The sequence below is a fragment of the Humibacter ginsenosidimutans genome (assembly GCF_007859675.1).
Classification (GTDB): Bacteria; Actinomycetota; Actinomycetes; order Actinomycetales; family Microbacteriaceae; genus Humibacter; species Humibacter ginsenosidimutans.
Genome location: NZ_CP042305.1, coordinates 1710589 through 1737586 on the forward strand (window position 1 = coordinate 1710589; position 26998 = coordinate 1737586).

The 26998-nt window shown below is 70.9% G+C and carries 24 protein-coding genes; 8 read left to right on the top strand and 16 right to left on the bottom strand.

Annotated elements, in window-relative coordinates; all coding sequences use genetic code 11:
* Positions 1–17: 17 nt before the first annotated feature.
* Together hutU and hutH are read right to left on the bottom strand one after the other, a co-directional pair.
* A complete protein-coding gene (gene hutU, locus FPZ11_RS08030) occupies positions 18–1673 on the bottom strand; it encodes a urocanate hydratase (RefSeq protein ID WP_146319858.1) in 1656 nt (551 codons plus the stop codon).
* 163 nt (positions 1674–1836) lie between these two features.
* A complete protein-coding gene (hutH, locus tag FPZ11_RS08035) occupies positions 1837–3417 on the bottom strand; it encodes a histidine ammonia-lyase (RefSeq protein ID WP_146319860.1) in 1581 nt (526 codons plus the stop codon).
* A gap of 101 nt (positions 3418–3518) precedes the next feature.
* Between hutH and FPZ11_RS08040 the strand changes: the two genes are divergently transcribed.
* On the top strand, positions 3519–4289 hold the full coding sequence (locus FPZ11_RS08040; protein ID WP_146319862.1) for an IclR family transcriptional regulator: 771 nt from the start codon (positions 3519–3521) through the stop codon (positions 4287–4289).
* A gap of 2 nt (positions 4290–4291) precedes the next feature.
* Here the strand turns inward: FPZ11_RS08040 and FPZ11_RS08045 are convergent, their stop codons facing one another.
* Positions 4292–5212, bottom strand: a complete 921-nt coding sequence (locus FPZ11_RS08045; RefSeq protein WP_146319864.1) for an arginase family protein — start codon at positions 5210–5212, stop codon at positions 4292–4294.
* A gap of 58 nt (positions 5213–5270) precedes the next feature.
* Between FPZ11_RS08045 and FPZ11_RS08050 the strand changes: the two genes are divergently transcribed.
* On the top strand, positions 5271–6872 hold the full coding sequence (locus tag FPZ11_RS08050; protein ID WP_146319866.1) for an MFS transporter: 1602 nt from the start codon (positions 5271–5273) through the stop codon (positions 6870–6872).
* A gap of 45 nt (positions 6873–6917) precedes the next feature.
* Here the strand turns inward: FPZ11_RS08050 and FPZ11_RS08055 are convergent, their stop codons facing one another.
* Positions 6918–7478, bottom strand: a complete 561-nt coding sequence (locus FPZ11_RS08055; RefSeq protein WP_146319868.1) for a MarR family winged helix-turn-helix transcriptional regulator — start codon at positions 7476–7478, stop codon at positions 6918–6920.
* A gap of 80 nt (positions 7479–7558) precedes the next feature.
* Here FPZ11_RS08055 and FPZ11_RS08060 point away from each other — a divergent pair, with 80 nt between their 5' ends.
* A complete protein-coding gene (locus tag FPZ11_RS08060; protein WP_246846595.1) occupies positions 7559–8527 on the top strand; it encodes a quinone oxidoreductase family protein in 969 nt (322 codons plus the stop codon).
* A gap of 61 nt (positions 8528–8588) precedes the next feature.
* Here FPZ11_RS08060 and FPZ11_RS08065 read toward each other — a convergent pair whose 3' ends face one another.
* From FPZ11_RS08065 to FPZ11_RS08075, 3 genes are all read right to left on the bottom strand, one after another.
* A complete protein-coding gene (locus tag FPZ11_RS08065; RefSeq protein WP_146319870.1) occupies positions 8589–9704 on the bottom strand; it encodes a M24 family metallopeptidase in 1116 nt (371 codons plus the stop codon).
* A 54-nt stretch (positions 9705–9758) separates the two neighbouring features.
* Complete coding sequence (locus tag FPZ11_RS08070) at positions 9759–10619, bottom strand: EamA family transporter (protein ID WP_168203765.1); 861 nt, start codon at positions 10617–10619, stop codon at positions 9759–9761.
* A gap of 224 nt (positions 10620–10843) precedes the next feature.
* A complete protein-coding gene (locus FPZ11_RS08075; RefSeq protein WP_146319874.1) occupies positions 10844–11332 on the bottom strand; it encodes a MarR family winged helix-turn-helix transcriptional regulator in 489 nt (162 codons plus the stop codon).
* Between the two features lie 107 nt (positions 11333–11439).
* Between FPZ11_RS08075 and FPZ11_RS08080 the strand changes: the two genes are divergently transcribed.
* Positions 11440–12063: an NADPH-dependent F420 reductase gene (locus tag FPZ11_RS08080; protein ID WP_146319876.1), complete on the top strand. Its 624-nt coding sequence runs from the start codon at positions 11440–11442 to the stop codon at positions 12061–12063.
* A gap of 152 nt (positions 12064–12215) precedes the next feature.
* Entirely contained in the window at positions 12216–13553 is a 1338-nt protein-coding gene (locus FPZ11_RS08085; protein WP_146319878.1) for a glycosyltransferase family 87 protein, read from the top strand.
* A gap of 7 nt (positions 13554–13560) precedes the next feature.
* Here the strand turns inward: FPZ11_RS08085 and FPZ11_RS08090 are convergent, their stop codons facing one another.
* The gene (locus FPZ11_RS08090; RefSeq protein WP_146319879.1) at positions 13561–14610 is read right to left on the bottom strand and encodes an NAD(P)H-dependent flavin oxidoreductase; all 1050 of its coding nucleotides are present in this window, start codon (positions 14608–14610) and stop codon (positions 13561–13563) included.
* Positions 14611–14850: 240 nt separating this feature from the next.
* Here FPZ11_RS08090 and FPZ11_RS08095 point away from each other — a divergent pair, with 240 nt between their 5' ends.
* The gene (locus FPZ11_RS08095) at positions 14851–15285 is read left to right on the top strand and encodes a hypothetical protein (RefSeq protein WP_210415985.1); all 435 of its coding nucleotides are present in this window, start codon (positions 14851–14853) and stop codon (positions 15283–15285) included.
* Between the two features lie 21 nt (positions 15286–15306).
* Here the strand turns inward: FPZ11_RS08095 and FPZ11_RS08100 are convergent, their stop codons facing one another.
* The 8 genes from FPZ11_RS08100 to FPZ11_RS08135 all read right to left on the bottom strand — a co-directional run bounded on the left by FPZ11_RS08100 (position 15307) and on the right by FPZ11_RS08135 (position 25641).
* Complete coding sequence (locus FPZ11_RS08100) at positions 15307–15981, bottom strand: helix-turn-helix transcriptional regulator (protein ID WP_146319881.1); 675 nt, start codon at positions 15979–15981, stop codon at positions 15307–15309.
* Positions 15978–16445 (bottom strand): group III truncated hemoglobin, encoded by a 468-nt coding sequence (locus tag FPZ11_RS08105; protein WP_210415986.1) that lies wholly within the window; start codon positions 16443–16445, stop codon positions 15978–15980. The genes FPZ11_RS08100 and FPZ11_RS08105 overlap by 4 nt, the downstream gene beginning before the upstream one ends.
* A gap of 172 nt (positions 16446–16617) precedes the next feature.
* Positions 16618–17820: an ROK family transcriptional regulator gene (locus FPZ11_RS08110; RefSeq protein WP_146319883.1), complete on the bottom strand. Its 1203-nt coding sequence runs from the start codon at positions 17818–17820 to the stop codon at positions 16618–16620.
* Positions 17821–17868: 48 nt separating this feature from the next.
* Positions 17869–18636 (bottom strand): ABC transporter ATP-binding protein, encoded by a 768-nt coding sequence (locus tag FPZ11_RS08115; protein ID WP_146319885.1) that lies wholly within the window; start codon positions 18634–18636, stop codon positions 17869–17871.
* Positions 18629–19618 (bottom strand): ABC transporter ATP-binding protein, encoded by a 990-nt coding sequence (locus FPZ11_RS08120; protein ID WP_146319887.1) that lies wholly within the window; start codon positions 19616–19618, stop codon positions 18629–18631. Before FPZ11_RS08120 ends, FPZ11_RS08115 begins: the two co-directional genes overlap by 8 nt.
* A complete protein-coding gene (locus FPZ11_RS08125; RefSeq protein ID WP_146319889.1) occupies positions 19615–21813 on the bottom strand; it encodes an FtsX-like permease family protein in 2199 nt (732 codons plus the stop codon). Before FPZ11_RS08125 ends, FPZ11_RS08120 begins: the two co-directional genes overlap by 4 nt.
* Positions 21810–24548, bottom strand: coding sequence for an FtsX-like permease family protein (locus tag FPZ11_RS08130; RefSeq protein WP_146319891.1), 2739 nt, complete (start codon positions 24546–24548; stop codon positions 21810–21812). The genes FPZ11_RS08125 and FPZ11_RS08130 overlap by 4 nt, the downstream gene beginning before the upstream one ends.
* A gap of 169 nt (positions 24549–24717) precedes the next feature.
* The gene (locus tag FPZ11_RS08135; protein WP_146319893.1) at positions 24718–25641 is read right to left on the bottom strand and encodes an NAD-dependent epimerase/dehydratase family protein; all 924 of its coding nucleotides are present in this window, start codon (positions 25639–25641) and stop codon (positions 24718–24720) included.
* 78 nt (positions 25642–25719) lie between these two features.
* On the opposite strand from FPZ11_RS08135, the gene FPZ11_RS08140 reads away from it, so the two are divergent.
* Complete coding sequence (locus FPZ11_RS08140) at positions 25720–26316, top strand: TetR/AcrR family transcriptional regulator (RefSeq protein WP_146319896.1); 597 nt, start codon at positions 25720–25722, stop codon at positions 26314–26316.
* Positions 26313–26996 carry a type 1 glutamine amidotransferase domain-containing protein gene (locus FPZ11_RS08145; protein ID WP_146319898.1) on the top strand — a complete coding sequence of 228 codons (684 nt, stop codon included), beginning with the start codon at positions 26313–26315 and terminating at the stop codon, positions 26994–26996. The genes FPZ11_RS08140 and FPZ11_RS08145 overlap by 4 nt, the downstream gene beginning before the upstream one ends.
* Positions 26997–26998 lie beyond the last annotated feature (2 nt).

Below are 26998 nucleotides of genomic sequence, written 5' to 3' on the forward strand. Positions count from 1 at the left end.
GCACGTTCTGCGTCCGCTCACCCCTCAAGCATGGGGATGCGCAGGCCGCGTTCGCGTGCAACCTCCGCGGCGCGTTCGTAACCCGCGTCCACGTGCCGCATCACGCCCGTGCCGGGGTCGTTGGTGAGCACGCGCTCGATCTTCTGCGCGGCGAGCTCGGTGCCGTCGGCCACCGTGACCTGCCCCGCGTGGATCGAGCGGCCGATGCCGACGCCGCCGCCGTGGTGGATCGACACCCACGTGGCGCCTGATGCGGTGTTCAGCAGCGCGTTGAGCAGCGGCCAGTCGGCGATGGCATCCGAGCCGTCCTTCATGCCCTCCGTCTCGCGGTACGGCGAGGCGACGGAGCCGGAGTCGAGGTGGTCGCGGCCGATCACAATCGGCGCGGAGATGGCGCCGGAGGCCACGAGCTCGTTGAACCTGAGGCCCGCGAGGTGGCGTTCCTTGTAGCCGAGCCAGCAGATGCGCGCTGGCAGGCCCTCGAAGTGCACCTTCTCGCCTGCCTTCGTGATCCAGCGACGCAGCTTCTCGTTGTTCGGGAACAGCTCGAGGATGGCCTGGTCGGTCACCGCGATGTCCTTGGGGTCTCCGGAGAGCGCGGCCCAGCGGAACGGCCCCTTGCCCTCTTCGAACAGCGGGCGGATGTGCGCGGGCACGAACCCGGGGAAGGCGAACGCCCTGTCGTACCCGCCGAGCTCGGCCTCCGCGCGAATCGAGTTGCCGTAGTCGAAGACCTCGGCGCCGGCATCCATGAAGCCGACCATCGCCTCGACCTGCTTGGCCATGGATGCCCGTGCCTTCGTCGTGAAGCCCTCCGGGTCCGCCTTCGCCGCGGCGTGCCACTCCTCGACGGAGATGCCCTCCGGCAGGTAGCTGAGCGGGTCGTGCGCGCTGGTCTGATCGGTGACGATGTCGATCGGGGTGCCACGGCGCAGCAGCTCGGGGAAGACCGTCGCGGCGTTGCCGACGAGGCCGACGGAGAGGGCGCGGCGCTCGTTCTTGGCGGAGACGACCCGCTCGATGGCGTCGTCGAGGTCGTCGGTGAGCTCGTCGAGGTAGCCGTGGTCGACACGGCGCTGCAGGCGGGCGCGGTCCACGTCGACGATGAGCACGGCGCCGTCGTTCATGGTGACGGCGAGCGGCTGGGCACCGCCCATGCCGCCGCATCCGCCCGTGAGCGTCAGGGTGCCGGCCAGCGTCCCTCCGAACTTCTTGTCCGCTGCCGCCGCGAAGGTCTCGTAGGTGCCCTGCAGGATGCCTTGGCTGCCGATGTAGATCCAGCTTCCGGCGGTCATCTGGCCGTACATGGTGAGGCCCTCGGCCTCGAGCCTGCGGAACTCGGGCCACGTCGCCCAGTCCGGCACGAGGTTGGAGTTGGCGATCAGCACGCGGGGCGCCCACTCGTGGGTGCGGAACACGCCGACCGGCTTGCCGGACTGCACGAGAAGCGTCTCGTCGGCATCCAGCGTCTCCAGCGTGCGCACGATGGCGTCGAACGCCTCCCAGCTGCGGGCCGCGCGGCCGGTGCCACCGTAGACGACGAGGTCTTCAGGACGCTCGGCGACCTCGGGGTCGAGGTTGTTCATGATCATGCGCAGCGGCGCTTCGGTCTGCCACGACTTGGCGCGCAGGGTCGTGCCGCGCGGGGCGTGGATGGGCAGTCGGTCGTTCATGGTGGTCACTCCTTGACTCTGTGCATCTGCCGTTGTGCATCTGCCGTTCCGAAGACCGGAGATGTGGCCGGGAACCGGAGGTTTTCACCGGTATTCGTTCCGAGAGCGCGATCGCTTCGGATTTCGGAACGGACCCGGAGGGTTGCGGGGTGCGACGGGGCACTCATCGCAGCGGTCCCGTCACGGATTCGACAGCGGCGAGGATGCTGCCGTCGGCGACGAGCGCCACGGCATCCTCGATCTCGGCCGAGAGCGGGCGGTCGGGACCGGGGCCCTCGACACGGGTGCGCAGTGCGGCGCGTGCGGCGGACGTCGCCGCGCCGGGCTGCAGCGGTGCGCGCAGGTCGAGCGAACGCGCCGCCGTGAGCAGCTCGATGGCGAGCACGCGACGCAGGCCGTCCACGGCGCGGCGCAGCTTGCGGGCGGCGGCCCAGCCCATCGAGACGTGGTCCTCCTGCATGGCGCTGGAGGGAATGGAGTCGACAGATGCCGGCACAGCCAGCCGCTTCAGCTCGCTCACGATCCCCGCCGCCGTGTACTGCGCGATCATGAGCCCGGAGTCGACTCCCGCGCGGTCGGCCAGGAACGCCGGAAGACCCTTGTTGCGCGACACGTCGAGGTGCCTGTCGATGCGGCGCTCGGCGATGCCCGCGGCATCCGCCGCCGCGATCGCGAGAAAGTCGAGCACGTACGCGACGGGCGCGCCGTGGAAGTTGCCGTTGGAGACCACTCGGCCGTCGAGGGTGACCACCGGGTTGTCGACGGCCGAGGCGAGCTCGCGCACGGCGACCTGCCTCGCGTGGTCGACGGTGTCGCGGCCGGCACCCAGCACCTGGGGGCTGCAGCGCAGGGAGTAGGCGTCCTGCACCGTCGGGTCCTCAGGGCCGGCGTGGCTGGCGACGATCGCCGAACCGGCGAGAATGGCGCGCAGGTTGGCAGCCGAGGCGGCCTGGCCCAGCTGGGGCCGCAAGGCCTGCAGATCGGCGGCGAACACGGCATCCGTGCCGAGCAGTGCCTCGACGCTCATCGCGGCGGTGAGGTCGGCGATCTTGTACAGCGCGTCGAGGTCGGTGATGGCCATGGCCAGCATGCCGAGCATGCCGTCTGTGCCGTTGATGAGCGCGAGCCCCTCCTTCTCGGCGAGCACGACGGGGTGGATGCCTGCCGCCGCGAGCGCCTCCGCCGCAGGCACCATCTCGCCCGACGCGGTGCGCACGTCGCCCTCGCCGATGATCGCGAGCGCGCAGTGCGCGAGCGGAGCGAGGTCCCCCGAGCAGCCGAGCGATCCGTACTCGCGCACGATCGGCGTGATGCCGGCGTTGAGCAGTGCCGCATACGCCTCGGCGGTGGATGCCCGCACTCCGGTTCGCCCGGTCATGAGCGTGCTCAGCCGCAACAGCATCAGGGCACGCACGACCTCGCGCTCCACCTCGGCGCCGCTTCCGGCCGCGTGCGAGCGGATGAGGCTGAGCTGCAGCTGCTCGCGGTCTGCGCTGTCGATGTAGGTGGTGGCGAGCGCGCCGAACCCGGTGGAGATGCCGTAGTGCGGCTCCGGGTCGTCTGCCAACGCCTCGATCACCCGACGGGTCTCGGACACGGCGGCGATCGCGGTCGGCTCCAGCACCACTCGCGCGTCCTCTCTGGCGACGGCGACGACGTCGGCGATCGAGAGCGGACCGACGCCGACGACGACCTCGGCTGTCGTGGATTCGACCGTGGTGACGGAGGGTGCTGTGCTGGTCATGGTTCCATTGCACCTCGCCGCGAGGTACGGAACGACGCAGATCCCACCTGTGCCGTCCGGGATACCGGACGATGTCGTCGGGTTCGGCGTACCCTGGCAGGATGCCGGGAAAGGCCCCAGCCGCCGATGCCACGCTGCGCATCCTGCGGCTCATGTCGCAGCAGCGCGGCCCGGTCGCCGCAGCCACCATCGCGCGCACGCTCGAGCTTCCGCGCTCGACCGTCTACCAGCTGCTCGCCGCCCTGACGGAGCACGGCTTCGTCATTCCACTGCCCGAGCTGCAGAAGTACGGCCTTGGCGTGGCCGCCTTCGAGCTCTCCAGCGGATTCAGCCGCCAGCAGCCGCTCACGAGGCTGGGCGCCCCGGTGCTCGCCCGGCTCGTCGACGAGCTCGGCTTGAACGGTCATCTCACCGTCCTGCTCGGCCGCGACGTCGTCTATCTCGTCGAAGACCGTGCTCCGCACGGCCCCTATCTCGTGACAGATGTCGGCGTGCGGCTCCCCGCGCACCTCACGGCTTCGGGGCTGGCGATGCTCGCCTGGCTGCCGCCGGCGCAGGTGCGCGCCCTGTACCCGGATCGCGGCTCGTTCATCACCCGCACCGGCGAGGGCATCGCGAGTTACCGAGAGCTGACGACCGAGCTGAAGGCGATCAGGGACCGCGGCTACGCCCTCGAGGACTCCTCGGTGACCGAGGGGCTGCGCTCCATCGCCGTGGCCGTGCCCGACCATGTCGGCTGGCCTGCGGCGTCGGTGGCGCTGACCTTCCCCGCCGACCGCGATGTCGACCTGGATGCCTCGGCCGAGCGCCTGGGCCGCGCGGCGGCCGAACTCGGGCGCCGCATCGGCGGCGGGCGCGTCGCCGGCGGCTGAGCTCAGTCCTCGGTGGCGACCGGACGCTCCGCGAAGCCCGCGATCGCCTCCAGCACCACGAGCGCGGCGAGGCGCACGGTGCGACCGTCGGAGGCATCCCTCGTGGCGTCGACCTCGGCGATGTCGAGCGACGTCACGCGGGGGTCGCGGGCGAGCAGCCGCACGGTGCGGCGCAACTGGTACGCGGAGAGGCCACCCGGCACCGAGGCAGGGCAGGCGGGCGCGACGGCGCGGTCGCAGGCATCCACATCGACGTCGACGTGGATCGGGCCGCCTGATGCTCCGGCGACGGCGAGCGCCTCTGTCGCGATCTGCTGCAGCCCCGTCGCCTCGAACTCGTCGCGGCGCACGATGCGGATGCCCGCGTCGCGCGCTCTCTCGTCGTAGAACGCGGAGTTGGCGAAGTCGGCGATGCCCAGCTGCGCGACCCGTCGGCCGTCGAGGCCGTCGGCGAGCAGCCTGCGCACGGGAGATCCGTTGGAGACGCCGTCGCGCAGGTCGTGGTGCGCGTCGATGGTGATGAGCCCGGCGTCGCCGATACGCCCGGCCCATGCGCCGTGCGCCACGCTGTAGGTGAGCGCATTGTCGCCGCCGATGGCGACGACCAGCGAGCTGCGCGACGCGGCCGCCCGCACCGCCTCGATCGCATCGACCTCGCCGTCGCCGTCGGGCTCCGCGACGTCGCCGAAGTCGACCACCGACGGCCATGCGCCACCATCGGCGAACGTGCCGTACCGCTGGATCGCCGCCCGCACGGCGGCAGGGGTCGCGTGCGCACCCGTCGCCGAGAGCGAGGTGCGCCAGGTCGGCACGCCGATCACGGCGACGTCGACGCGGTCGGATGCCGCAAGCGCGTCCGCGCCCGGCCAGCGTCCCGCGCGCGGCCAGTGCGGATCGTCGAAGAGCGTCGTCGTCTCGGTCATGTGCACCACGCTAAGCCAGCCGACGTTCACGGCGCACCTCGGTGCGAGACTGGTGCTCATGTCCGCGACGACCTCGAGCGCGCGCTCGGCATGGGCGCCCTTGGCCGGCGCAACGTTCCGCATGCTCTGGCTCGTGCAGCTGGGCAGCAACATCGGCACCTGGATGCAGTCCGTCGGCGCACAGTGGTACCTCGTGGATGCCGCGGCCGGCTCCCTGCTCATCGCGCTCGTGCAGACCGCGAGCCTCGCGCCCTCGCTCGTCTTCGCCGTGCCCGCCGGCGTGATCGCCGACCTGTGGGACCGCCGTCGTCTCTTGATCTCGTTGTCACTGCTCAGCGCCATCGTCGCTGCGATCCTGACGATCGTCACTGTCGTCGGAGCGCTCACCCCCTGGACGCTGCTCGCTTTCACGTTCGCGCTCGGCTCTCTCTCTGCGCTCACCGCGCCCGCGTGGCAGGCCGTTCAGCCCGAGCTGGTTCCGCGCGAGCAGATCTCGGCCGCGAGCGGGCTCTCCAGCATCACCGTCAACGGCGCACGCGCCATCGGTCCGGCACTGGCCGGTGTGATCGTGGCACTGGCCGGACCGTCCGCGGTCTTCGGCCTGAACGCGTTGTCCTTCGCGCTGGCGGCCGTCGCGGTATGGCGCTGGCGACGCGCCCCGCAGCCCGGCCTCGACAATCGGGAGCTGTTCCGGGATGCCCTGCGTGCGGGCATCCGCTACGTCGCGTCTGCGGGACTCGTCCGGCGCATCCTGCTGCGATCGGCGCTCTTCGGATTGCCCGCAGCCGCTCTGTGGGCCCTGCTGCCGCTGACGGCGCAGCGGCTGCAGCTCGATTCCTCCGGCTACGGTCTTCTTCTCGGCGCCCTCGGCGTCGGTGCCGTGGCAGGGGTGTTCCTGCTGCCGCCGGCCCGCAAGAAGGCGCCGGACAACGTCATCCTGGCCGTCAGTGCGGCGGTCTTCGCTCTCGGCACGTTCGCGGCGGCCTGGCTGCCGCTCCTCGCAGTCATCGTGCTTCTGGTGCTGTCGGGCGCGGCGTGGATCGGAACGCTCACCGTGCTGAACGCCGCCCTGCAACTCACCCTTCCGCAGTGGGTGCGCTCACGGGGTGTCGCCGTCTACCTGCTCATGTTCATGGGAGCGCAAGCGATCGGATCGGTGCTCTGGGGCTGGGTGGGCGATGCGCTCACCGTTCCGCTCAGCCTGACGATCGCAGCCGTGCTGCTCGCGCTCGTCGCGATCAGTGTCATCTGGCTGCCGCTGCGCGAGGGCACGGGGACGATCGATCGCACCATCGAGTTCACCTGGCCGACTCCGACCCTGGTGTTCGACGTGGCCCCGACCGACGGCCCTGTCACGGTGATGATCGACTACACCGTGCGTGCCGAAGACCGATCGGGGTTCGAGTCGGCGATGCGCATGGTTCGTCTCAGCAGACAGCGAACGGGCGCTTCGCACTGGCGCCTGTATTGCGACGGCGATGTCGCCGACCGTTACCGCGAGAGCTTCGTCGTGCCGTCATGGGGCGAGTTCCGCCGGCAGAACACGGAGCGGCTCACCGGACGTGATCGCGAGACCGTCGCCGCGGCGATGCGCTTCGTGACGGGCGCGCCGTCGGAAGAACACTTCCTGCCGCCGGCCTCCTCGTCTGCACGTCGCTGATCCCTGGCTGCAGACCTGAGCGCCGATGGGTCGCAGACCGCTCGGTCAAGCGAACTCGTCAGCGCCGTCGGCCGCAGATCCCCGCTCGGAGACGTGGCGAGCGAGCACCGCGGTCGCGATCCGGGTGAGAGACTTCCCGTCGCGCTCCGAAAGCGGCGCGAGCAGCCTCTCGATGTCGGACCCGAACTCCGACGTGACATCGACCGCCATCCGTCGACCCTCGTCGGTGAGCGCGACGCGCACCGAGCGGCGGTCGGTGGCCGACGGCATCCTCTGCACGAAGCCCCGGCGCACGGCGCGATCGACCAGCCCGGAGACGCTCGACTTGTCCAGCTCGAGCAGCGCGGCGAGCTCGTTCATCGTGGGCGTGCGGTCGCGAAGGATGCCCATCAGCCGCGTCACCACGATGCTCACGTCGTGCTCCGCCGCCCTCCGCTCGAGCGTCGCCTGCACGAGAAAGGAGAGCTGCGCCAGCGCGTCGACCGCCGACAGCGCCTCGACGTCGGCGGTGGATGCACCGCCGGTCTCCGGTGAGGGGGGATGCCGGACCTCCGCACCTTCTGTCGCGTGGACGCGCGATGCGGACGAGGTGCTCCCTGTGGTCATGGGTCGATTCTAGGTTGCATTAGTTGGCGTCACAAACTATATTGGTTCGTATCACCAACTAGTTTCCCTCAGGAGTACCGATGCCCACCATGAACGCCGCCGTCGTCACCTCGTTCGACGAGCCGCCGCACTACCGCGAATTCGAGGTTCCGACACCCACCGGTCACCATGAGGTGTTGGCCGAGGTGCTCGCCGTCGGGCTGCACCCGCGCGTCAAGTCCGGGGCATCCGGAAGCCATTACACGAGCTCGGGCACACTGCCCGCGATCCCCGGGGTCGACGGCGTCGGCCGCCTTCCCGACGGCCGACTGGCGTACTTCGTCGCCGATGATGACGTGATCGGCACCATGGCCGAGCGCGCGGTCGTCGACGTTCGTCGCAGCGTCGTGCTGCCCGACGGGGTGGATGTCGCGCGGGTGGCAGCATCGATGAATCCCGCGATGTCATCGTGGGTCGCTCTGCGACGTCGCGTGCAGCTGAAGCCAGGCGCGAGCGTTCTGGTGCTCGGCGCCACGGGAAGCGCGGGAACGGCCGCGGTGCAGATCGCGCGACGGCTCGGCGCCGGGCGCGTCGTCGGCGCAGGAAGAGACCGGCAGCGGCTCGACGCGCTGCTCGAACTCGGCGCCGACGAGGTCGTGCGCATCACGGACGACCGAGCCGAGACCGCTGCGGCTCTCGCGGAGGTCGCGTCCGACGTGGACGTCGCACTCGACTATCTCTGGAGCACGCCGGCCTCCGACGCCATCGTCGCGATGCTCACCGCACGGCAGGACCGCTCGCGCGCGCTGGACTGGGTGCAGATCGGGTCGATGGCGGGACCGACGATCGAGCTGCCGTCGGCGGCGTTCCGCTCCACGAACTTCCGCCTGCTGGGCGCGGGCCAGGGCTCGGTGTCGCTGCACGACTACGTCGCCGAGCTGCCCTCCCTGGTCGACGAGCTGCAGTCCGGCGCGATCGGCGTCGCACCGCGCATCGTTCCGCTCGCCGACGTCGAGTCGGCCTGGAGCCGCGTGGATGCGCCGAACGAGCGCACCGTGATCGTTCCCTGAGCGGCTCCCACTGAGCGGTGCCTCTTCGCGGTCCGGGATTGCCCAGCGTCCCCCGGGCCGCTCAGAGCTGCGCGAGCGAGTGCGGCCGCAGATTGAGCGGCTCCACACCGCCGTCGGTGACGACGACGATGTCCTCGATGCGCGCGCCCCATTCGCCAGGGAAGTAGATGCCCGGCTCGATGCTGAACGCCATTCCGGGCTCCAGCTGCAGCGTGTTGCCGGCGACGATGTAGGGCTCCTCGTGCACCGAGAGGCCGATGCCGTGTCCCGTGCGGTGGATGAAGCGGTCTGCGAGACCGACCTCGGCGAGCACGTCGCGGGCGGCGGCATCCACGCTCTCGGCAGTGACGCCGGGGCGCACCGCGTCGACCGCCGACTGCTGTGCGCGCTCGAGCGCGGCGTAGGCATCCCGGATGCCGACGGGCACCTCGCCCACCGCGTAGGTGCGCGTGCTGTCGGAGTTGTAGCCGAGCGCCGTTGGTCCGCCGATGTCGACCACCACGGCCTCGCCGCCGGCGATCACGCGGTCGGAGACCTCGTGGTGCGGGTCTGCGCCGTTCGGGCCGGAGGCCACGATCACGAAGTCCGCCTCGGCGTGGCCCTCTTGCACGATGGCCGCCGCGATGTCCGCGCCGACCTCGCGCTCGGTGCGTCCGACTCTCAGCCACTCGCCCATGCGGGCGTGCACCCTGTCGATCGCCGCGCCCGCCTCGCGCAGGGCGACGATCTCGGCGGCATCCTTCACCATGCGCAGGCGGCGCAGCACCGGGGTGGCGAGCTCGGGCGCGGTGTCTGCCGAGGTCGCCAGCGGCACCGTGTGCAGCGCGGGCGTCGCCTCGCTGACGCCGAGCCTGCGCACGACGCCGAGTCCCGTGAGCGCAAGGGCGTACGGGTCGTCGCCGTCGACCCAGTCGCGCAGCTCGATGCCCGCCTCGCCGACCGCCGAGGCGCGCAAGGCGGCGAGCTCCATGCGCGGCACGACGACGAACGGCTCGCCTTGCGCGGGCACGACCAGTGCGGTGAGCCGCTCGAACGTCGCGGCGCGCGATCCGAGCAGGTACTGGAAGTCGGGCCCCGGCGTCACGACGACGGCGTCGAGCCCGGAGTCACGCGCGAGCTCGGCCGCGCGTTCGAGCCGCGATGAATAGACGGATGCGGCGAATCTCTGCTCGGCCATGACTCGAGCCTAAAGTCTGCGTGCCACCGCCGTGCCGGCGGCGTGTGGCCTGCGTCAGGCGAGGGCTATCACGACCACCGAGGCCGCCGAGAGCATGAGCCCGATGCGCTGCGGCCAGTTCCAGCGCTCGTGCAGCACGAAGCGCGCCAGCAGCACCGTCACGGCCGGGTACATCGAGGTGAGCACCGCGATCACGACGAGCTCGCCGAAGCCGGTCGCGGCCAGGTAGCTGAACGCCGCGATCGCCGCCAGCACTCCCGCGACGGCCGGAAGCCTCAGCTCGGAGCCCGTGAGCCGCCCGTGGACGCGGAAGCCGATGACCGCGAACGGCACGACGACCACGCACGACACGAGCTGACCCGTCGTCACCGGCCACGCGCCCGACGACGTTCCCGCCCGCTCGAGAGCGATGAACAGCAGGGCGAAGGATGCCCCGGCCGCCACCCCGTACACCGCTCCGCCGCGCCGCTCCCCCGCTTGCGCGCCATCGACCTCTGCGCCCTTGCCGGTGTACGACACCAGCGCGACGGCGGCCACCGCCGCGACCACCCCGAGCACGCCGATCACCGGCAGCCGGTTGCCGATGGCCACGCCGACGATGGCCGGGATCACCACTGTGAGCACACCGGACACGGTCGCCACCACACTCATCGCCCCGACCGCGAAGCCCTGATACAGGGCGAGCGTTCCGAACGCGCTCCCGATGCCGCTCAGCGCGCCCCACAGCAGCACCGATGGCGTCGGCCCGGTCCCGTGCACGAACACGAGCACCACCGCCGCGAACACGAACTCCACGGCGAGGGTCACGGCGGTCACCAGCATGACGGGCGTCTTGCGACCGGCCACCCCGGCCACGAAGTCGGAGGCCCCGTACCCCAGTGCCGCGATCAGGCCGAGCAGGGCGCCCACGGGCATCCTCTCCATGTGCGCCGGCTGACCGGCCGTTCGGCCGAGCTCCCCGCCTCCCGCATCGGATACGGCTCCGGCGCCCGTCCTGAAGACCGGAGACGCGCACGGGCACCGGCGAAATGCCCCGGTCCTCGTGACGAGAGCGCGATCACTCCGGTCTCCATGACGGGGTGGGCCGAGGCCGAGCGGGCCAGACGGCCCGTCGCAGGGCCGAGCCGGACGCCTGGCCGTCAGCGCGGCGCGACATCGAGCATCCTGCGCGCGGGGTCGAGGCGCTCGACGAGCGGCTCGAGGATGTCGGCGAGCGCCGCCAGCTGCTGCCTGTCGAGCCGGTCGATGACGAGCTCGTGCACGAGCTCGAGGTGTCCGGGCAGAGAATGCACCAGCACCTTGCGCCCGTCGGACGTGAGCCGCACGTCGGTCACGCGCGCGTCCTTCGGGTTCTCGGCGCGCTCGACGAGGCCGCGCGCCGCGAGCTTGCCGATCACCTTCGACAGGCGGGGCAGCGTGGAGTTGACCATGGACGCGATGTCCGTCGAGCGCATGGTGGCGTGCTCGGCCTGCATGAGCCCACTGAGCACCATGAACTCGAAGTGCGTGAGCTGCGCGTCGGCGCGCAGCTGGGCGTCGAGGGCGGCGGGCAGCAGTTCGCTGGTCGCCACGAGAGCGAGCCAGGCTCGCGACTCGAGCGCATCCATTCTGGGCACCGTCGGGGTCATGACGAAAAATCCTAGCGACGAGGCGGGAATAGTTGCAGGTGCAAGCTGTTGCAACTCGATAGTTGCACCTGCAACCACGCGGGTGCCGACGTCTCAGGAGGACAGACATGACCAGCATCTCGGTGATCGGCACCGGCAACATGGGATCAGCCATCGCGGGTCTCGCGAAGAAGGGCGGCGCGAGCGTGCAGATCGTCGACCGCGCCGGTGCGAAGGCCCAGGATGCCGCGGCCGCGCTCGGCGCGACCCCCGCGGTCTTCGGCGACGCGCTCACCGGCGACATCGTCGTGCTCGCCCTCCCCTACCCGGCGCTGGATGACGTCGTGACGACCTACGGTGCAGCGCTCGACGGCAAGACCGTCGTCGACCTGACCAACCCCGTCGACTTCGCCACATTCGACGCGCTCACCGTGCCCGCCGATTCCTCCGCCGCCGCACAGCTGCAGGCGACACTGCCGGACGCGCACGTCGTGAAGGCGTTCAACACCAACTTCGCCGCGACCCTCGCCAGCGGCACCGTCGGCGGCGAGCCGACGACCGTGGTGATCGCAGGCGACGACGACGCAGCGAAGTCCGAGCTGGTCGAGCTGTTCACCGCGGCCGGCCTGAAGGTCGCCGACGCGGGGGCGCTGAAGCGCGCTCGCGAGCTCGAGGCCGTCGGATTCCTGCAGATGGTGCTCGCGGTGCGCGAGCACATCAGTTGGACCGGTGGCTTCGGCGTGCACGCCTGATCCACGCGACGAATCCGCGGCGCCGGTGAAGACCCTCACAGGCGCCGCGGAGCCGTGTCCACGGGGCGAACGACCCGACGCGACCCGTCGGCCGCCGCGCGCACCAGTCCTTTCGAAGCGAATCCCGACGCCACCGCCTTAGCTTTCGCAGCATGCGGTCCGACGCGGCACAGACTCCGCCTCTCCCGCCGGCACAGACTCCCCTCCGGGCCTCGGCGCCGGCCCGGTATCGCGCACGCCTGAGCGCCTGGGTGAAGGATGCCCGCCGGTCGCGCACAGCCGTCTGGGTCGCCTTCGCGCTCGTGCACCTCGGCATCGCAGCGGTCGTGCTGCCGTTCGGCCAGTTCTATCTCGGCGACGTGCACAGGGTCTATCTCCCCTGGGCAATGCATGCCATTCACGGGCACGGCGTCGTCGGCATCGACACCGCGTGGGTCTATCCGATCGGCGCACTGGTTCCCGTTCTGCTGCCCGCGCTCGCTGGCGCATCCGCCTACGGAGCCGCGTGGATGCTCATGGTCACCGCACTCGACGCGGTCGCCGTCGTCGCGCTGACGGCGCGAGGCGAGGCGCGACGCATGGATGCCGCGTGGTGGTGGCTCGCGTTCGTCGCCCTTCTCGGCCCCATCGCGCTCACCCGCCTCGACACGGTCTCGGTGCCGATCGCGATGCTCGCGTTGCTCTGGCTGGCAACCCGGCCGAGAACGGCCGTCGCACTGCTCACCATCGCCACGTGGATCAAGGTGTGGCCCGCCGCCCTGCTGCTCGCCGTGCTCGTATGCGTGCGGTCGCGCGCACGCACGATCATCGTCGCCCTCACGACCTCCGCTGCCATCGTCGCCATGCCCGTGCTGCTCGGAGCAGGCGGGCGGCTCTTCAGCTTCATCGGCACACAAGACTCACGAGGGCTGCAGGTGGAGGCGCCCGTGTCGACCGTCTGGATGTGGGCGGCCGTCTTCCATCTGGGCGGCGCGCGCATCTTCTACGACAAGACCCTGAACACGTTCCAGGTGACCGGCGACGGCAGCCACATCGCGGCATCCATGATGACTCCCGTGCTGCTCATCACGATCATCGGGGTTGCGGCGCTCGGCACGCGTGCCGCGTTCCGCCGCGACGAACGCGCTCTTCCGGTGCTCGCTCTCGCGCTGGTGCTCGCGTTCATGCTCTTCGACAAGGTGCTGTCGCCGCAGTACATCCCGTGGCTCGCCGCTCCGGTCGTCTACGGGTTGGTGCAGCAGCCGCACCGGTTCAGGTTCGCCGCGCTGCTCACGCTGGCAATCGCCGCCGCCACCCAGGCGTTCTATCCGTGGGCGTACCGGTTCGTGCTCGCGGCCGAACCACTCGCGCTGGGAGCTCTTCTAGCACGCAACGTCGCACTCTGCGTGCTCTTCGGCTGGAGCGTCGTGCGACTCTGGCGAGGGTCGAGTGCACCGGTGGATGCCCGTGCGCGGCCCACGCAGTTCGCCTTGGTCGACCCCGCGGCCTGACGCCCCGTCAGCCGAGGCCCGCCCTCAACTCGTCGAACACGGCGGATGCGTCGTCCAGCAGCGCCAGCCTGCTGGCCTGCCCGAGCCACAGCGACTGCAGCTCGCCCTTGCCCTGCGCGCCCGCCGCCGCACGGAACCGCCCGGTGAGCCAGTTCTGCGCGGGGAACGGCGCGATGGCATCCGCGCGTTCGAGCGTCTCGATCGCTCGATTCGAGGCTCCTCTGGCCAGCCGACCGCTCATCGCCCTGGTGAGCACGCTGCGATGCGCGGGGGTCTCGGCGATGGCCGCGCGATGCGCGTCGTTCGCCGCCGACTGCCTGGTGCGCAAGAAGGCGGTGCCCACCTGAACACCGTCGGCTCCGAGCGCGAGCGCTGCGGCGACCCCACGACGGTCGGCCACACCGCCGGCCGCGATCACGGGGATGTCGACGACGTCGCGCACCTGGGGAACGAGCGCGAACGTGCCGACGAGGGAGTGATCGGCCGGTTCGAGGAACGAGACCCGGTGGCCTGCGGCCTCTGCGCCGGTCGCGACGACCGCGTCCACGCCTCCCTCGGCGAGCACGCGTGCCTCATCGACCGTGGTGGCGGTGCCGACCACGCGGATGCCGCGCTCGTGCGCCGCTTGCACCACCGCGGCATCCGGCACACCGAACACCACGCTCAGGACCGCCGGCCGTGCGTCGAGCACGGCCTGCAGCTGCTCGTCGAACGACGGGAGAAATCGCTCGGGTCGCGTGGGCGGCTCGATGCCGACCTCGGCGAACAGCGGACCCGTCGCCTCGAGAGCCCTGGCGTACTCCGCATCGCTCGGGTCGCGCTCTGTGCCGGTCGGCAGCCACAGGTTGACGGCGAACGGGCGCGCGGTCGCCGCACGCAGGGCATCCACGGTGCTGCGGATGCGCTCGGCGTCGTAGCCGTAGAGCCCGTACGAACCGAGGCCGCCGCGCTCGCTGACCGTAGCAGTCAGTTCGACCGAGGAGAGCCCGCCGAACGGCGCGAGCACGATGGGCGTGTCGATGCCGAGCATCGCGGTCAGTTCGTTCACGGTCTCCATCCCAGCACACGCGGTTTCAGGTCGAGAGCGCCGCTCGCCCGTCGAAGGGCTCGGGTAGCCGTTCGACGCTGAAGGAGAGAGGGCGAGCGGCGCCCGGCATCATCGGCGTTGCGCGAGGCGCACCGACGCCGCCGTCGCGCACTGCATCTGATAAAAAGGAATCTACTCCGTTTAATGACGACGGGTGCACACCGCACGACGGCGGCGCCACGTCGTTTGCTCATGTAAGGCAGGCAGGCAGTGACTCCCGCACTCGCGATGCAGATCGCCATCTCGTTCGTCTGGCTCGGACTCGTGCTCGGCATCTCGTTCCTCGAGGCGCCGATCAAGTTCCGCGCCCCCGGCGTGACGGTGGAGATCGGCGTCGGCATCGGCCGGCTCGTGTTCCGCACGCTCAACGCCATCGAGGGCGTGCTCGCGATCGCAGTGATCATCGTCGTCGCCGTGCAGGGCGCGGCCATGAGCCCGCTCGCCCTCGGACTCGCCATCGCGTTGATCATCGTGCTCGCGGCAGGAGCGCTCGTGCTGCGACCGCTCATGGACCGCCGCGTGCGCGACGGCCGCACCGCCGACCGGATGCCCCGCCACAGCATGCACTTCTTCTACGTGGCCCTCGAGGTCGTCAAGGTCGCCCTGCTGGTGTGGATCGGCGTGCTCGGGCTCACCCTCGCGTAGCGCCCCAGGCTCGCGCAGCCCTCACGCTCGCCCGGGCAGCGTCACCACGCAGAGCTCCGGCTCCACGAACGGGTGGAGCCTCTGAGCACCCTTCCCATCGGGCTCGTCGCCGAGCATCCGCGCGATGAGGCCTCTGTGCACGGCGCACACCACGTCGGGACGGTCTCGTGCCGCCGTGCGGAACGGGCACGCCCGCATGAGGATCTCCCCGTCGCCGACCTCCGGCTCGAAGCCGAGGGAGTCGAGAACCCCGACCAGCTCGTCCACGGGGTCGGCGGGCACGGACCGCGCCGACGCCGATTCCTCCTCGACGATCTCGTCGGCCCAGCGCTCGCCGGCGTGCACAGCAGCCGACTTTCCCGGTGCGACCTCGTCGGTCACGGAGTCCGAGAGCGCACGGGCGAGCACCTCGATGAGCTGCTCCCTGGCATCCGCCTCACGCAGGCTCGCGCTCAGCGCGTAGACCATGCGCGGCCGGCCCGGCCGGTTCTCGCGTGCCGCCCGGCGTTGCACCAGGCCCGCCGCTTCCAGCTGGTCGAGGTGGAAGCGCGCGGTCGTCACGTGCACGTCGAGCGCTGTGGCCACGGCCTGGGCGTCGAGGGGATGCCGCGCCGCCGCGAGCACGTCGAGCGTGCGTCGACGTGCCGTCGGCTGCAGTGCGGCGGCCTCCGCGGAGGCGATGGGCTGCTCGGTCATCCCTGCACCATCTCATGCGGCGGTGCACCGCGCTGTCCGATCGACTCGAATCGGCTGCCGGAGCGCCCTTGCAGCCTGCGCTGGATCGATCCTGCGATGAGCCGCGCCTGTTCTTTGGCCCGGTCGGCGGCCTCGCCCGCGTAGAGGTCGTCGACCGTCGCGGTCCACAACTCGAGCCAGCGTTCGAAGTGGCGCGCGTCCAGCGGATGCCGCGCGTGCAGCACGTAGTGCAGCTGCAGCGCGTTGCGGTGATACAGCCCCGCGTTGAAGAGCGCGGTCTGCCAGAAGTCGGCCATGATCGGCAGGTGGTGGTCGAGGTCCATGTGCGCGACGTCGGTGAAGATCGGGCCGAGCAGCGGATCGTCGAAGGCGCGCGTGTAGAACGTGGTCACAAGAGTGATCACGTCGTCACGGGTGGCCAGATCGCGCTGCTGCGGATCGTGACGCAGGTCGGTCGTCGTCACCCATCAAGGGTAAGTCATTAAACGCATCCCCCTGCTCTTTATTCGCGCGGGTGGCGTGCCTCAGTGCCGTCGCCCCTGCCGGGCCGTAGTCAGAGCCGCTGACGGTGCTGGGCACCGGGGCGCGGCATCGGCTCGGGTGCCGGTGAACGCTTAGGACTCCGCCTCGACTCGCTCACACGGGCGCATCCACGCGATCGAGGAGCGCGCTGCGCTGCAGGCGTCGGGCGAGCGACATCGCGCCCGCCAGCACCGGGGACTCGCTCAACGCCCCGAGCAGAACGGGCACGGGTCGCATCGACTGCTCGGCCACGCAGTCGGCCACGCGCGAGCTGAGCACGTCGCCTCCCGCGAAGGCGAAGCGGCCGGAGAGCACGACGATGTCGGGGTCGAGCACGACGACCATGGCGCTGATGCCTTTCGCATAGCGTTCGGCGACCGCCGTGAGGAAGTCGTCGTGGGCATCCTCGTTCGCTGCCGCGGTCTCGAGCATCTGCACGGGCGTCCCCGTGAGCCCGCTCATCGTGCCGAGCGCGGTCACCGCCTCGCCGCCCGCCCACACCTGGAAGCCGCCCTTCGGGTCGTCGCTCGAGGTCGCCGTGGCTCCGGCCACCGGCAGGTAGGCGAGCTCGCCCGCACCGCCCGTCGCGCCGCGGTGGATCCTGCCGTCGATGACCCCCGCAGCACCCACGCCGTAGTCCGCCCAGAACAGAGCGGTGGTCGCGGCGCCGACAGCCACACCCTCCGCGTGTTCGGCGAGCGCGACGAGGTTGACGTCGTTCTCCACCGCGACCCCCGACCCGAACTCGTGGCGGAGCCGCCGGAGCAGTCCTGGACGATCAAGGCCTTTGATCCTCGAGGAGAGGTGCCCGCTTTCGTGCACGAGGTCGGCACGAGGATCGTATGCACCAGACACCGCGACGACCATCACGTGTTCCGCACCGTCGGCCAGAGGCAGGTCGCGGGTCAGCGGGCCGTAGATCTCCTTCAGCACAGCGACCACGTCGCGCCCGCCCGGATGGACGCGCACCTCGGGCGTGGAGATGCCACCCGTCGTCACGGCGATCCCGCGCACGTCGTCGTCTCCGACGTCGACGACCACGACCGAACCCACGGAGGGGTCGATCTCGAAGACGGCTGCCGCCGGACCGGGACGTCCCGTCCGCGATCCACTGACCCGGACCAGGCCGAGTTCGGCCAACCGGGCGAGGCTCTGCCCGACCGTCGGCTTCGACAGTCTGCTCGCGGCGCCCAGCTCGGCCTTCGAGAGCCGACCACGATCGAAGAGCAGTCCGAGCATCATGCGATCGTTGAAGGATCGCAGCAGACTCGGTCTCCCCACCAGGTGTGCGGGGATAGAGGCATCCTCAGACTTCACGACTTCTTCTTACACGCCCGACGTGCTCGCCGCGAAACGCAGGAGCGCTCACGCCGCGGTGACGTGCCCGTCGTGCATCTGCAGCACGCGGTCGGCCTTCGCCACCACGACCGGGTCGTGCGTCGTCACCAGCACCGCGACGCCGCGCGATCGTGCCAGGTCGTGCAGCACGTCGGTGATGACGGATGCCGTCGCCGAGTCGAGCGATCCCGTCGGCTCGTCCGCGAGCAAGAGCCTTCCCGGACGTACGAGCGCGCGCGCCACGGCGACCCGCTGCTGCTGGCCACCCGAGAGCTCCGGCGGACGCTGCCTGGTGTGCTTGCCGAGGCCGACCGCCTCGAGCGCGGCGGTGACGGCCGCGTCGCGGGTGCGGGCATCCGCCTCGTCGAGGCGCAATGGCACCTCCACATTCTCGGCTGCGGTCAGCGCGTCGAGCAGGCCGAACTCCTGCGGGATCACGGAAAGCTCCGTGCGACGCAGGTCGACGAGGCGCGCTTCTGTCGACGCCTCGACGTCCACGTCGAGCACACGCACCGAGCCTTCGGAGGGTCGGGTGAGACCGGAGATCAGGGAGAGCAGCGTGGTCTTTCCCGCTCCCGAACGGCCGCGGATCACGACGAATTCGCCCGGCAGCACGTCGAGGTCGATCTGGCGGCACGCCTCGACGGTCTCGCCGCCGCTGACGAATCGTCGTGTCAGGCCGCGCGCCTGGATCACGGACGCCTCTCCCGCCGGACCCGAAGCGCGCGTCTCTCCCACCGGTTGAGGAGCACGCGAAGCGCGCGTCTCGAAACCCTCCGCCTCCGCGTCAGTCATCGTCACCCTCCTTCGGCTCCGGCTTCTGCCGGGGCTCCGGCCGTCCCTCCGCCGTCGGCGCGGGCTGCCGCGGCGTCTCAGGGAACACACCGACGTGGTCTTCCAGCAGCTCGAGCCGTGCACGATCGCGGATCTGCAGCGCCGCGAGGTACTCCGTCGGCAGCTGCATGCGCCCCACGGAGTCGACGACCGTGAACTCCCGGTGCACCCCACTGCCGCTCAGGATGTCGTGGTGATCGCGGAACACCTCGCTCGAGATGCGGCCGTCGCGAATCTGGATGGTCCGCCCCACATGCTCAGACACGGTCGCGTCGTGCGTGACGATGAGCGTCGTCGTGCCGAGCTCGTGATTCACCAGCCGCATCATCTCCAGCACCTCAGCGCTGGTCGCGTCGTCGAGCTCACCGGTCGGCTCGTCTGCCAGCAGCACCTCGGGCTCGTTGACCAGTCCCACCGCGATGGCGGCGCGTTGCCGCTGCCCGCCGGAGATCTCCCCTGGCAGCCGGCCCAGCACATCCCCGATTCCCATCAGCTCGACGAGCTGGGCCGCCGTGGTCGATCGGGCGCCGGCAGGACGACGGCCCGAGCCCAGCGACCTCGCGAGCGTCAGGTTGTCTTCGATGCTCAGGTAGGGCACCAGGTTGCGCTCGGTGTTCTGCCACACGAAGCCCACCACCCGGCGCCGGTAGTGCAGCCGCTGCGCGCGGGTCAGCGCCTGCACGGGCATCCCAGCGACCACGGCCGTTCCCGCCGTCGGTCGGTCGTGGGCCGAGAGGATGCCCAGCAAGGTCGACTTGCCCGACCCCGACGCCCCGACGATGGCCACGAGTTCGCCCGACGCGATGTCGAGGTCGAGTCCCTGCAGCGCCTGCACCTCGATGCCCTTCGCCGCGTAGATGCGCACGAGGCCACGGCACGCGATGGCCGAGTCTCTCTGCGGTTGCGGCTGCGCCTCCGCGACAGCCGTGGGTTGCGGATTCACGAGGACCTCCTCGATTCTCGTGCGATGGCGCGGGAGTCCGCACCGATCGCGATGAAGCACACGGCGAGCGCGAGCACCAGGATGCCGCAGCCCACCACCCAGACCAGCGGCCAGGAGACCGCCATCGAGATCGTCATCGTGCCGCCGGAGCTGCCCGGGCCGCTGCTCACCGGCAGCGGCGGGAACGCGCCGACGACGGGCATCCCGCAGAGCAGGCCGATCGCCACACCGACCGCGACGCTGATGACGACGGCTGGCACGACGCCCCACGCCGACACCCTTGTCGACTGGGAGCGCGAGAAGCCGAGCACATGCAGAATTCCGCCGCGACGTCGACGGGCTACCGTGCCCGCGACGGAGGACACGGCGAAGGCGGCCGCGGAGAACAGCGAGCAGAGCACGATCCCGGCGACCACGTACGCGACGAGGCCCGGAACGAGCACTGCGGGACCGGTTCCGCCGCCGGCATGGGTCGCGGCCGTGCCGACACTGGTCTCCATCACCATGATCAGCACGCCGGCCGCTGTCGCGGTCAGGGCTGCGGTGACGAGCCAGGCGACGCCGGAGCTGCGCGTCGCCTCCAGCACCCCGACGAACGCTGCTGCCCGGCCGCGGCCGCGAAGCATCCGCCCCACCCCCCGCAGCAGCAGCGGATAGCCGCGCAGCACGATGACCGCGCCCGCGAGCCCCGCCAACAGCACGAGAGCCACGCTCAACGGATCGGGGTTGCCCGATGCCTGCGCCTCCGAGGCCGCTTCGCCCGTCACCGTGACGAACGCGGCGGCAGCGAGCACCACGAGGAACACCTCGCCGATCCAGCGCTGCCGGGCGGTCGCCGCTCTGACGCCGTCGGACAGGCCCTCGCCGATGAGCACGAACAATGCGGCCGCGACGATCGGAGCCAACACGCAGACCAGCAGCGTGACCACCTCGCGCACGCCGACCGGTGTGCTTCCGGGAGGTCGGACGGCGAGCAGGATGCCCGCCGCCGCCCCGACCACAGCGCCAGGCAGGACGGCCCAGGCGAGCTCCCCCGCCGAGCCGGCCGCGAGCCCGGCGACCGTCGCCCCCCGCACCCGCATCAGCTCGCGCACCGGCCGTCTGGTGCGAACGAGCAGGCTGACGGTCGTGAGCAGCACGAGCAGTCCGACGCCGAGCGCGGCGACGGCCGCCAGCGCCATGATCGCGGCGGAGGACTGCCTGGTCGCCTGGAACGACTGCAGGATGTTCGGCAGCAGGCTCGCGAACTGCAGCACGTGAGCGTCGTCGGTGCCGTCCTCGACCACGCGCGGGTTGGCGAGGAACGAGGTCAGACCGTCCTGCAGCGCCTGCAGTCCGGCGAGGGAGACCCGCGAGCCGTCCACGTTGTACCAAGCGGTGACGTCGACACCGCCGATGCGGGGCGCGAGCGTCGTCCAGCCCGCCGCCGCCACCCAGCCGACCGAGCCGTAGACCGGGTTGCCGCCGGAGTTGTAGGTGAACTCGGTCTTCGTCCTGATCGGCTTGAGCTGCCAGAAGCCACTGTCGGTCTGCTTCGGTTCGATCGTTCCGACCAGCTGCAGCACGCAATACCCGACGGTGTGCCTGGATGCGCCGCAGTCGCCGTTGATAGAAAGGGAGCGGGACTCCCCCACCCGCCAGCCGAGCCGCTTCGCCGTGGCCACGGTCAGGACGGTGGGGATCGGAGTGCCTGCGACCCACGCGCGGGGCCAGTGCCCCGACACCAGCGTCGCGTCCTTCTGCAGCTGCGGATACGCCTCGAGCTGCATCACCTCGATGCCGCCGGGAGAGCCCTTGGCCGGCCCGAGGCCGAAGCCAGGCATCCCGGCCGTGCCCTCGCTGCCCGCCGGCCCGGCGACGCCCGCGTAGCGGCCCGGAGTCGTCGCCTCCCGCAACGCGGAGGGCATCGACGCCCGCGTCGTCGCGAGCGCGTCGGGCATGGCGTTCCAGGTCGGCTCGACGGTGAAGCCGCTGGTCACATAGGGGCCCGTCTCGTGGTCGGCCTCGACCGAGGCGATGAGGTCGCGGGCCGAGGGCGAGGATACCGTCACCGTGTCGCGCAGCGACGAGTCGAGCATCCCCTCGCTCAGTCTCGGTGCGCCGACGGCGACCATCGTGAGCACCGCCACGAGCAGGCCGAGCACCGTGAGTCGCCCCGCCTGGTCCGCGAGGGAGCGCCGCCGCAGCCGGTTCATCGCGCGCTCCCCGACGCGTCGGCCAGCGTGGCTCGGAACTGCCCGATGAGAAGCAGCGCAGCGACGACGACGATCGCGATCGGCACGACGACGAGGCCGAGCGGGTCGAGCGTGAGCACCACGGTGAGCACGCCGGGCGCGGAGGGCGCGCTCGCCCTGGCCAGCGAGGGCGCGATGAGCGCAGCGGCGATCAGCCCCGCCGCCGCCCCGGCCAGCACGGCGAACACGGTCGCCGACGCCGGCTCGGTGACGCGGATGCGCGCCTGATCCCGCGCACGCACGCCCAGCTGCCGAAGCACGTGCGTCTCGTCACGCCGCCGACGCTGCAGCGTGGCGATCGTGGCTCCGACCGCGACGAGTGCGAAGACGGCGGCTCCTGCAGCGCCGAGCCACAGCGCCGTCGCGCCGAGCGCGACGAAGCCCGCCTCGATCGAGGTGGACGGCAGCTGGACGGTCGCCTTCCGCGCGCCGGTGTACGCGGCGGCCCCGCGGGCATCCGTCGTCCACGCCTCGAGCAGGTTGGGAAGTTGCGGTGACGTGGCGAGGTAGCCGCGCACGAGCGTCGGCAGATCGGCGAGCATCGCCGGCGTGCCCGTGGTGCCGGGCACGAGCGGGATGACCCGCACCACCTTCGCCTGGAAGCCGGCGATGGATCCCGTGACGGCCGTCGACGCACCGACACCGGAGCCCGCCTGTGCCGCCAGAGCGCCGCTCACCGCGACGGGCACGGTCGTCGATCCCCGCGGCATCACGCGCACCTGGGTGCCGCCGGCGACCCCGGGCGCCACGGAGGCGAGCCGCACGCCCATGCCGCTCACGGCAGCCGACGCACCCGTCGTGTCGAACACCTGCTGCTGCACGCTCCATTGCGCCGTGTCGGAGAGCGATGCCCCACCCGCCTCGAGCCGGTCGACGTCGACCTTCAGGCCCGCTGCCGGCACCGCGGAGACGACGTCGACGTCGGTGGCCGCGATCGTCCACGGGCCGCCGCTCGGCAGCCTGGCAGAGACCGTGCCGGTGCGTCCTATCGGTACGGTGGGAAGCGTGAGCGGGGCGACGTCTCCCGCGGCGTCGACGAGCCACAGCGTGACCGATGCCGTGGGCGTCTCGGCGGGTGCGGCCTCCGCGCTCGCGCCCGTCTCATCTGTGCCCGCCGCCCACGTTCCCGAGGACACGATGCGCGCCTGCAAGGTCTTCTCTCCCTTCGGAATGACCGGCCCCGGAATGGGCCCGCCGTTCGGCTCAAGAGCGGCAGTCACCCCTGCGGCGTCGAAGATCGACCGGCCGACGGGCACGAGCGTGCTGAGTTCGGCGGCGCGCACACCCAGAACATCCGCGCTCACCTGACCGATCGAGCCGTTCGTGCGCAGCACGGCGGTCACTCCGGGATCGTCGGAGAGGGAGTCGCTGCGAAGCCGCTCCGGGAGCAGGTCGGCGTCGCTGGCCAGCATCGTGTCGCCGGCGAACAGGAGCCGAGCGGCGCCGCCGTTGACGGCTCGTGCAGAGTCGTCGAGAAACGTGCTCGAGGTCGACGTCGTTCCCGAGGCGAGGGTGCCTACGGCCACGGCGAGCGCGACGAGCATGATCGGTGCGGCGAGCACTGCGGTGTTACGGGCGGTGAGCCGAGCGGCGAGCGCGAGCCGGAGCCCGCGGCCCCGAGCGAGCGGAAGCTCGAGCGTTCTGGCGATGGGCGCGAAGAGCACGGTGCCGAGCACCGCGAGCGCGCAGAGCACGAGGGCGGGCGCCACGATGGCGAGCGGGTCGCGGATCACGGCGGCGGCACTGCCCGCCGTGACGAAGCGCCACGTGCACAGTGCGGCGAAGACCAGGAGCAGCGCCGTCAGACCTGCCGCCGTGCCTGCCCCGGAGCGTCGCGTCGTTCCTCCGTCATCGCCCAACGACCGGAACGCCGCGGGCACGCTCACCGCCGTCATCGCCGCGACGGCGATGACCAGCGCGGCGAGCGGTGCGACGGCGACCTCGGCGACGCTCTCCGGCGCGCCGTACAGCAGCCACAGCACGACCTGGGCCACCACCGCCGCGAGGACCACCGCCGGCACGGCGATCCACACGGCCTCGGCGGCTGCACGACCGACGAGCAGGGCGCTCGACGCGCCCCGCGAGCGCAGCAGGCGGTCCTCCTCCCGGCGGGCGACGATCATCAAGCGACCGAGCATCGCCGCCGCGATCGCACCCGCGACGCCGATCACACCGAGCGGCACGACGCTCGTCGTCTCCACCGTGCGCAGCGACTGTTGGATGCTCGCGGTCGTCGCCGCGGCACCCCCGCTCGCTGAGGCGCCCCCCACGTCGGCGAGCGCCGAGCTCGCGCGGCCGGGAAGCACCGTGAAGCCGTGTTCCAGCGCAGCGAGGTCTGCAGGCGTCACGTCGCCGATGCGCGGTGTCACGATCCACCGCTCGGTGCCGTTGCCGGAGGACGTGCCGGCGGATCTCGTGTGCCGCACGTCGACGGGGGCGTCGCCGAAGGCATCCGCGATCGCCTTGCGCACTGAGGCTTCGTCACGCGCCGTCAGCTGCTCATCGGTGACGGTCAGAGTCAGAGAGCGGTGCGACGGTCCGACGCTTTCGAACGCGTGCCGCACCTGGGCGGATGCCCCGCGCTGCGTCACTCCCGCCGCCAGAGACAGCAGCATGGCGAGGGTGAACACCGCGGCACCGATGGCGACCAGTAAGGCACGACGGCGCGCCGATCGTGCTCTCCAGAATGTCGTCACGACGGCACGGGCTCCTTCGACACTGCGCCGAACAGGCCTCGGGACCGGGGATGCCGGTGCGCCGAACCGCGCAGACTCAGCGAGACTATCCGTTCCGCGGTCGACGGCGCACGTCCTCGCGCGCTTGCGCACTGAGGCGGGGCGACCGTGGGAACGCCGATCTCACTCGCTATCGAGATCGGGCGATGATCTCGAGCCCGTCGTGATGGCCCGTCACGGCGAAATCGGGGAACCGCGTGGCGAACTTGGTGGAGTCGAAGAGGTTGTCGTGTTGGTACCGGGGCAGGAGCTCTCTCATCTCACGCACCAGAGGCGACACCACGGCGGCCGCGCCCAGGACCCACTTCGGCAACACCGTGTAGCCGGGTTCGCGCCCGAACGCTTCGGCCGCTGCGGTGACGAACCTGCGATAGGTCGGATGCTCCGCGGCGACGGGAAGGTGCCAGGTCTGCCCGTAGGCGTCCGGGGTGTTGCCGAGGAGGGCAAGCCCGCGGCTTGCGTCGGGGGTCCAGATGAGGGTGCGCCGTGCGTCGTCGCGGACGGGCACGAGGGGCCTCTTGCCCGCCTGGAGCCGCTCGAGGATGAGGGCGTTCGTGAAGCTCTGGGTTCTGCCCGGGCCGTAGAACTCGGGCGCACGGGCAATGAGCGCCGGGATGTCCCCACGGGACATCTCCTCGAGCACCATCGACGCCATCTCCCCACGAACTCGGCCCTTCGGCCCTATCGGCGCGAACGAGGTGTCCTCGGTCTGGACGCGGTCGTCCTGGGGGTACATGTATGTGTTGTCGAAGTACGCGAACGCCGCATCTGCGTGCCGAGCGGCATCCAGGGCGTTTCGGAGCATCGTCGGGAACTGTGCCTCCCAGGCCGCGGTGTTCGCCGGAAGCCCCGCCGTGAAGTACACGACATCGCTGCCCGCGACCGCAGCGGTCGTCTGCGCGGCATCGAGCAGGTCAGCCTTCGCCACCGAGTCGGTCTCGTTCACTTTCCGCGGATTGCGGCTGACCAGTCGCAGCTCGATGCTGTACGCACTGGCTAGCTCGCGCGCCAATTCCGTCGCGATCTGCCCGCCCGCCCCCAGGACCGTCTGCATAGTGCTTTCCTCTCACCGTTGCGCTATGTTAGCACTGCATACATTGGAGCGAATCGCCGACGGCGGAGAACGGTAGCCATGCCGACAACCGAGAAGGCCTACCACCACGGCGACCTGCGCGCAGCACTGCTCGCCGCGGCGATCGAGAGCCTCGAGGCAGGCGAAACGCCCTCGATGCGTGCCGTCGCCCGCCGTGCCGGCGTGTCGCCCGCCGCCCCGTACCGGCACTTCGCCGACCGTGACGCGCTCGACTCGGCGCTCGCCGTCCGGGGGTTCGACGATCTGCACGCCGATCTCGCGGCCGCGCTCGAGCAGCTTCCCGCGTCGGCATCACCACAGGAGACGCTGGGCGCTCTCGCCGTCGCATACGTGGACTTCGCTCTGCGCCGACCGGCGCTGTTTCATCTGATGTTCGGCAACGAATGCGACGACGCAGACAGCGAGAGGGTGCGGGCCTCCGGGCAGCTCCACGCCCTGCTGGGCGATGTCGTCGCACACCTGTTCCCGACCGCTGACGGGCGGGCCCTGTCTCTGGCGCTGTGGAGCCTCGCCCATGGGCTGGCGTTCCTGCACCTGGACGGCAAGCTGCGCCCCGAGCCCACCGACGAGGTCGAGATGCGCGTCCGCGCGGCCATCATCACCATCCTCGCCCTGAACCAAGGAGAATCCACATGACCCGCGTCCTGCACGTCGTCACGAACGTCGGCCACTACGACGACCCGGCCCAGCATCCGACCGGCCTGTGGCTGTCCGAACTCAGCCACGCGTGGGAGGTGTTCGAGGAACGAGGCTTCGAGCAGGCAATCGTCAGCCCGGCGGGCGGCGCATCCCCCTTAGAGCCTCGGTCGCTGAAGTTCCCCAGCTACGACAGGAACGCCAAGGCATGGCGCAACGATCCACAGCGCATGACGCTGCTCGAGACGACGCTCGGCCCGGACGACGTCGACTCGGCCGACTACGACGCCATCTATTTCACCGGCGGCCACGCGGTCATGTTCGACTTCCCCGACAACGAGGGACTTCAGCGCATCACGCGCGAGATCTGGGAGCGCGGAGGCGTCGTCTCCTCCGTCTGCCACGGCTATTGCGCGCTGCTCAACACCCGCCTCTCCGACGGGACGCTGCTCGTCGAGGGCAAGAAGCTCACCGGGTTCGCCTGGCAGGAGGAGGTGCTCGCACGCGTGGACAAGCTCGTGCCCTACAACGCCGAAGAGGAGATGACGAAGCGCGGGGCTCTCTACGAGAAGGCGAAGCTGCCTTTCGTCTCCTACGCCGTCGTCGACGGCAGGCTCGTCACCGGCCAGAACCCGGGCTCAGCGAAGGAGACCGCCGAAAAGGTCGCAGCCCTGCTCTGAGT

Bases quoted from the DNA above. Each gene is read 5' to 3' on its own strand.
- FPZ11_RS08050 (WP_146319866.1), top strand. From the start codon at position 5,271: ATGTCCGCGACGACCTCGAGCGCGCGCTCGGCATGGGCGCCCTTGGCC.
- hutH (WP_146319860.1), bottom strand. From the start codon at position 3,417: ATGACCAGCACAGCACCCTCCGTCACCACGGTCGAATCCACGACAGCC.
- FPZ11_RS08065 (WP_146319870.1), bottom strand. From the start codon at position 9,704: ATGGCCGAGCAGAGATTCGCCGCATCCGTCTATTCATCGCGGCTCGAA.
- FPZ11_RS08045 (WP_146319864.1), bottom strand. From the start codon at position 5,212: ATGACCGAGACGACGACGCTCTTCGACGATCCGCACTGGCCGCGCGCG.
- FPZ11_RS08040 (WP_146319862.1), top strand. From the start codon at position 3,519: ATGCCGGGAAAGGCCCCAGCCGCCGATGCCACGCTGCGCATCCTGCGG.
- FPZ11_RS08145 (WP_146319898.1), top strand. From the start codon at position 26,313: ATGACCCGCGTCCTGCACGTCGTCACGAACGTCGGCCACTACGACGAC.
- FPZ11_RS08090 (WP_146319879.1), bottom strand. From the start codon at position 14,610: ATGGAGACCGTGAACGAACTGACCGCGATGCTCGGCATCGACACGCCC.
- FPZ11_RS08085 (WP_146319878.1), top strand. From the start codon at position 12,216: ATGCGGTCCGACGCGGCACAGACTCCGCCTCTCCCGCCGGCACAGACT.
- FPZ11_RS08135 (WP_146319893.1), bottom strand. From the start codon at position 25,641: ATGCAGACGGTCCTGGGGGCGGGCGGGCAGATCGCGACGGAATTGGCG.
- hutU (WP_146319858.1), bottom strand. From the start codon at position 1,673: ATGAACGACCGACTGCCCATCCACGCCCCGCGCGGCACGACCCTGCGC.
- FPZ11_RS08140 (WP_146319896.1), top strand. From the start codon at position 25,720: ATGCCGACAACCGAGAAGGCCTACCACCACGGCGACCTGCGCGCAGCA.
- FPZ11_RS08125 (WP_146319889.1), bottom strand. From the start codon at position 21,813: ATGAACCGGCTGCGGCGGCGCTCCCTCGCGGACCAGGCGGGGCGACTC.
- FPZ11_RS08075 (WP_146319874.1), bottom strand. From the start codon at position 11,332: ATGACCCCGACGGTGCCCAGAATGGATGCGCTCGAGTCGCGAGCCTGG.
- FPZ11_RS08100 (WP_146319881.1), bottom strand. From the start codon at position 15,981: ATGACCGAGCAGCCCATCGCCTCCGCGGAGGCCGCCGCACTGCAGCCG.
- FPZ11_RS08080 (WP_146319876.1), top strand. From the start codon at position 11,440: ATGACCAGCATCTCGGTGATCGGCACCGGCAACATGGGATCAGCCATC.
- FPZ11_RS08115 (WP_146319885.1), bottom strand. From the start codon at position 18,636: ATGACTGACGCGGAGGCGGAGGGTTTCGAGACGCGCGCTTCGCGTGCT.
- FPZ11_RS08055 (WP_146319868.1), bottom strand. From the start codon at position 7,478: ATGACCACAGGGAGCACCTCGTCCGCATCGCGCGTCCACGCGACAGAA.
- FPZ11_RS08060 (WP_246846595.1), top strand. From the start codon at position 7,559: ATGCCCACCATGAACGCCGCCGTCGTCACCTCGTTCGACGAGCCGCCG.
- FPZ11_RS08070 (WP_168203765.1), bottom strand. From the start codon at position 10,619: ATGCCCGTGGGCGCCCTGCTCGGCCTGATCGCGGCACTGGGGTACGGG.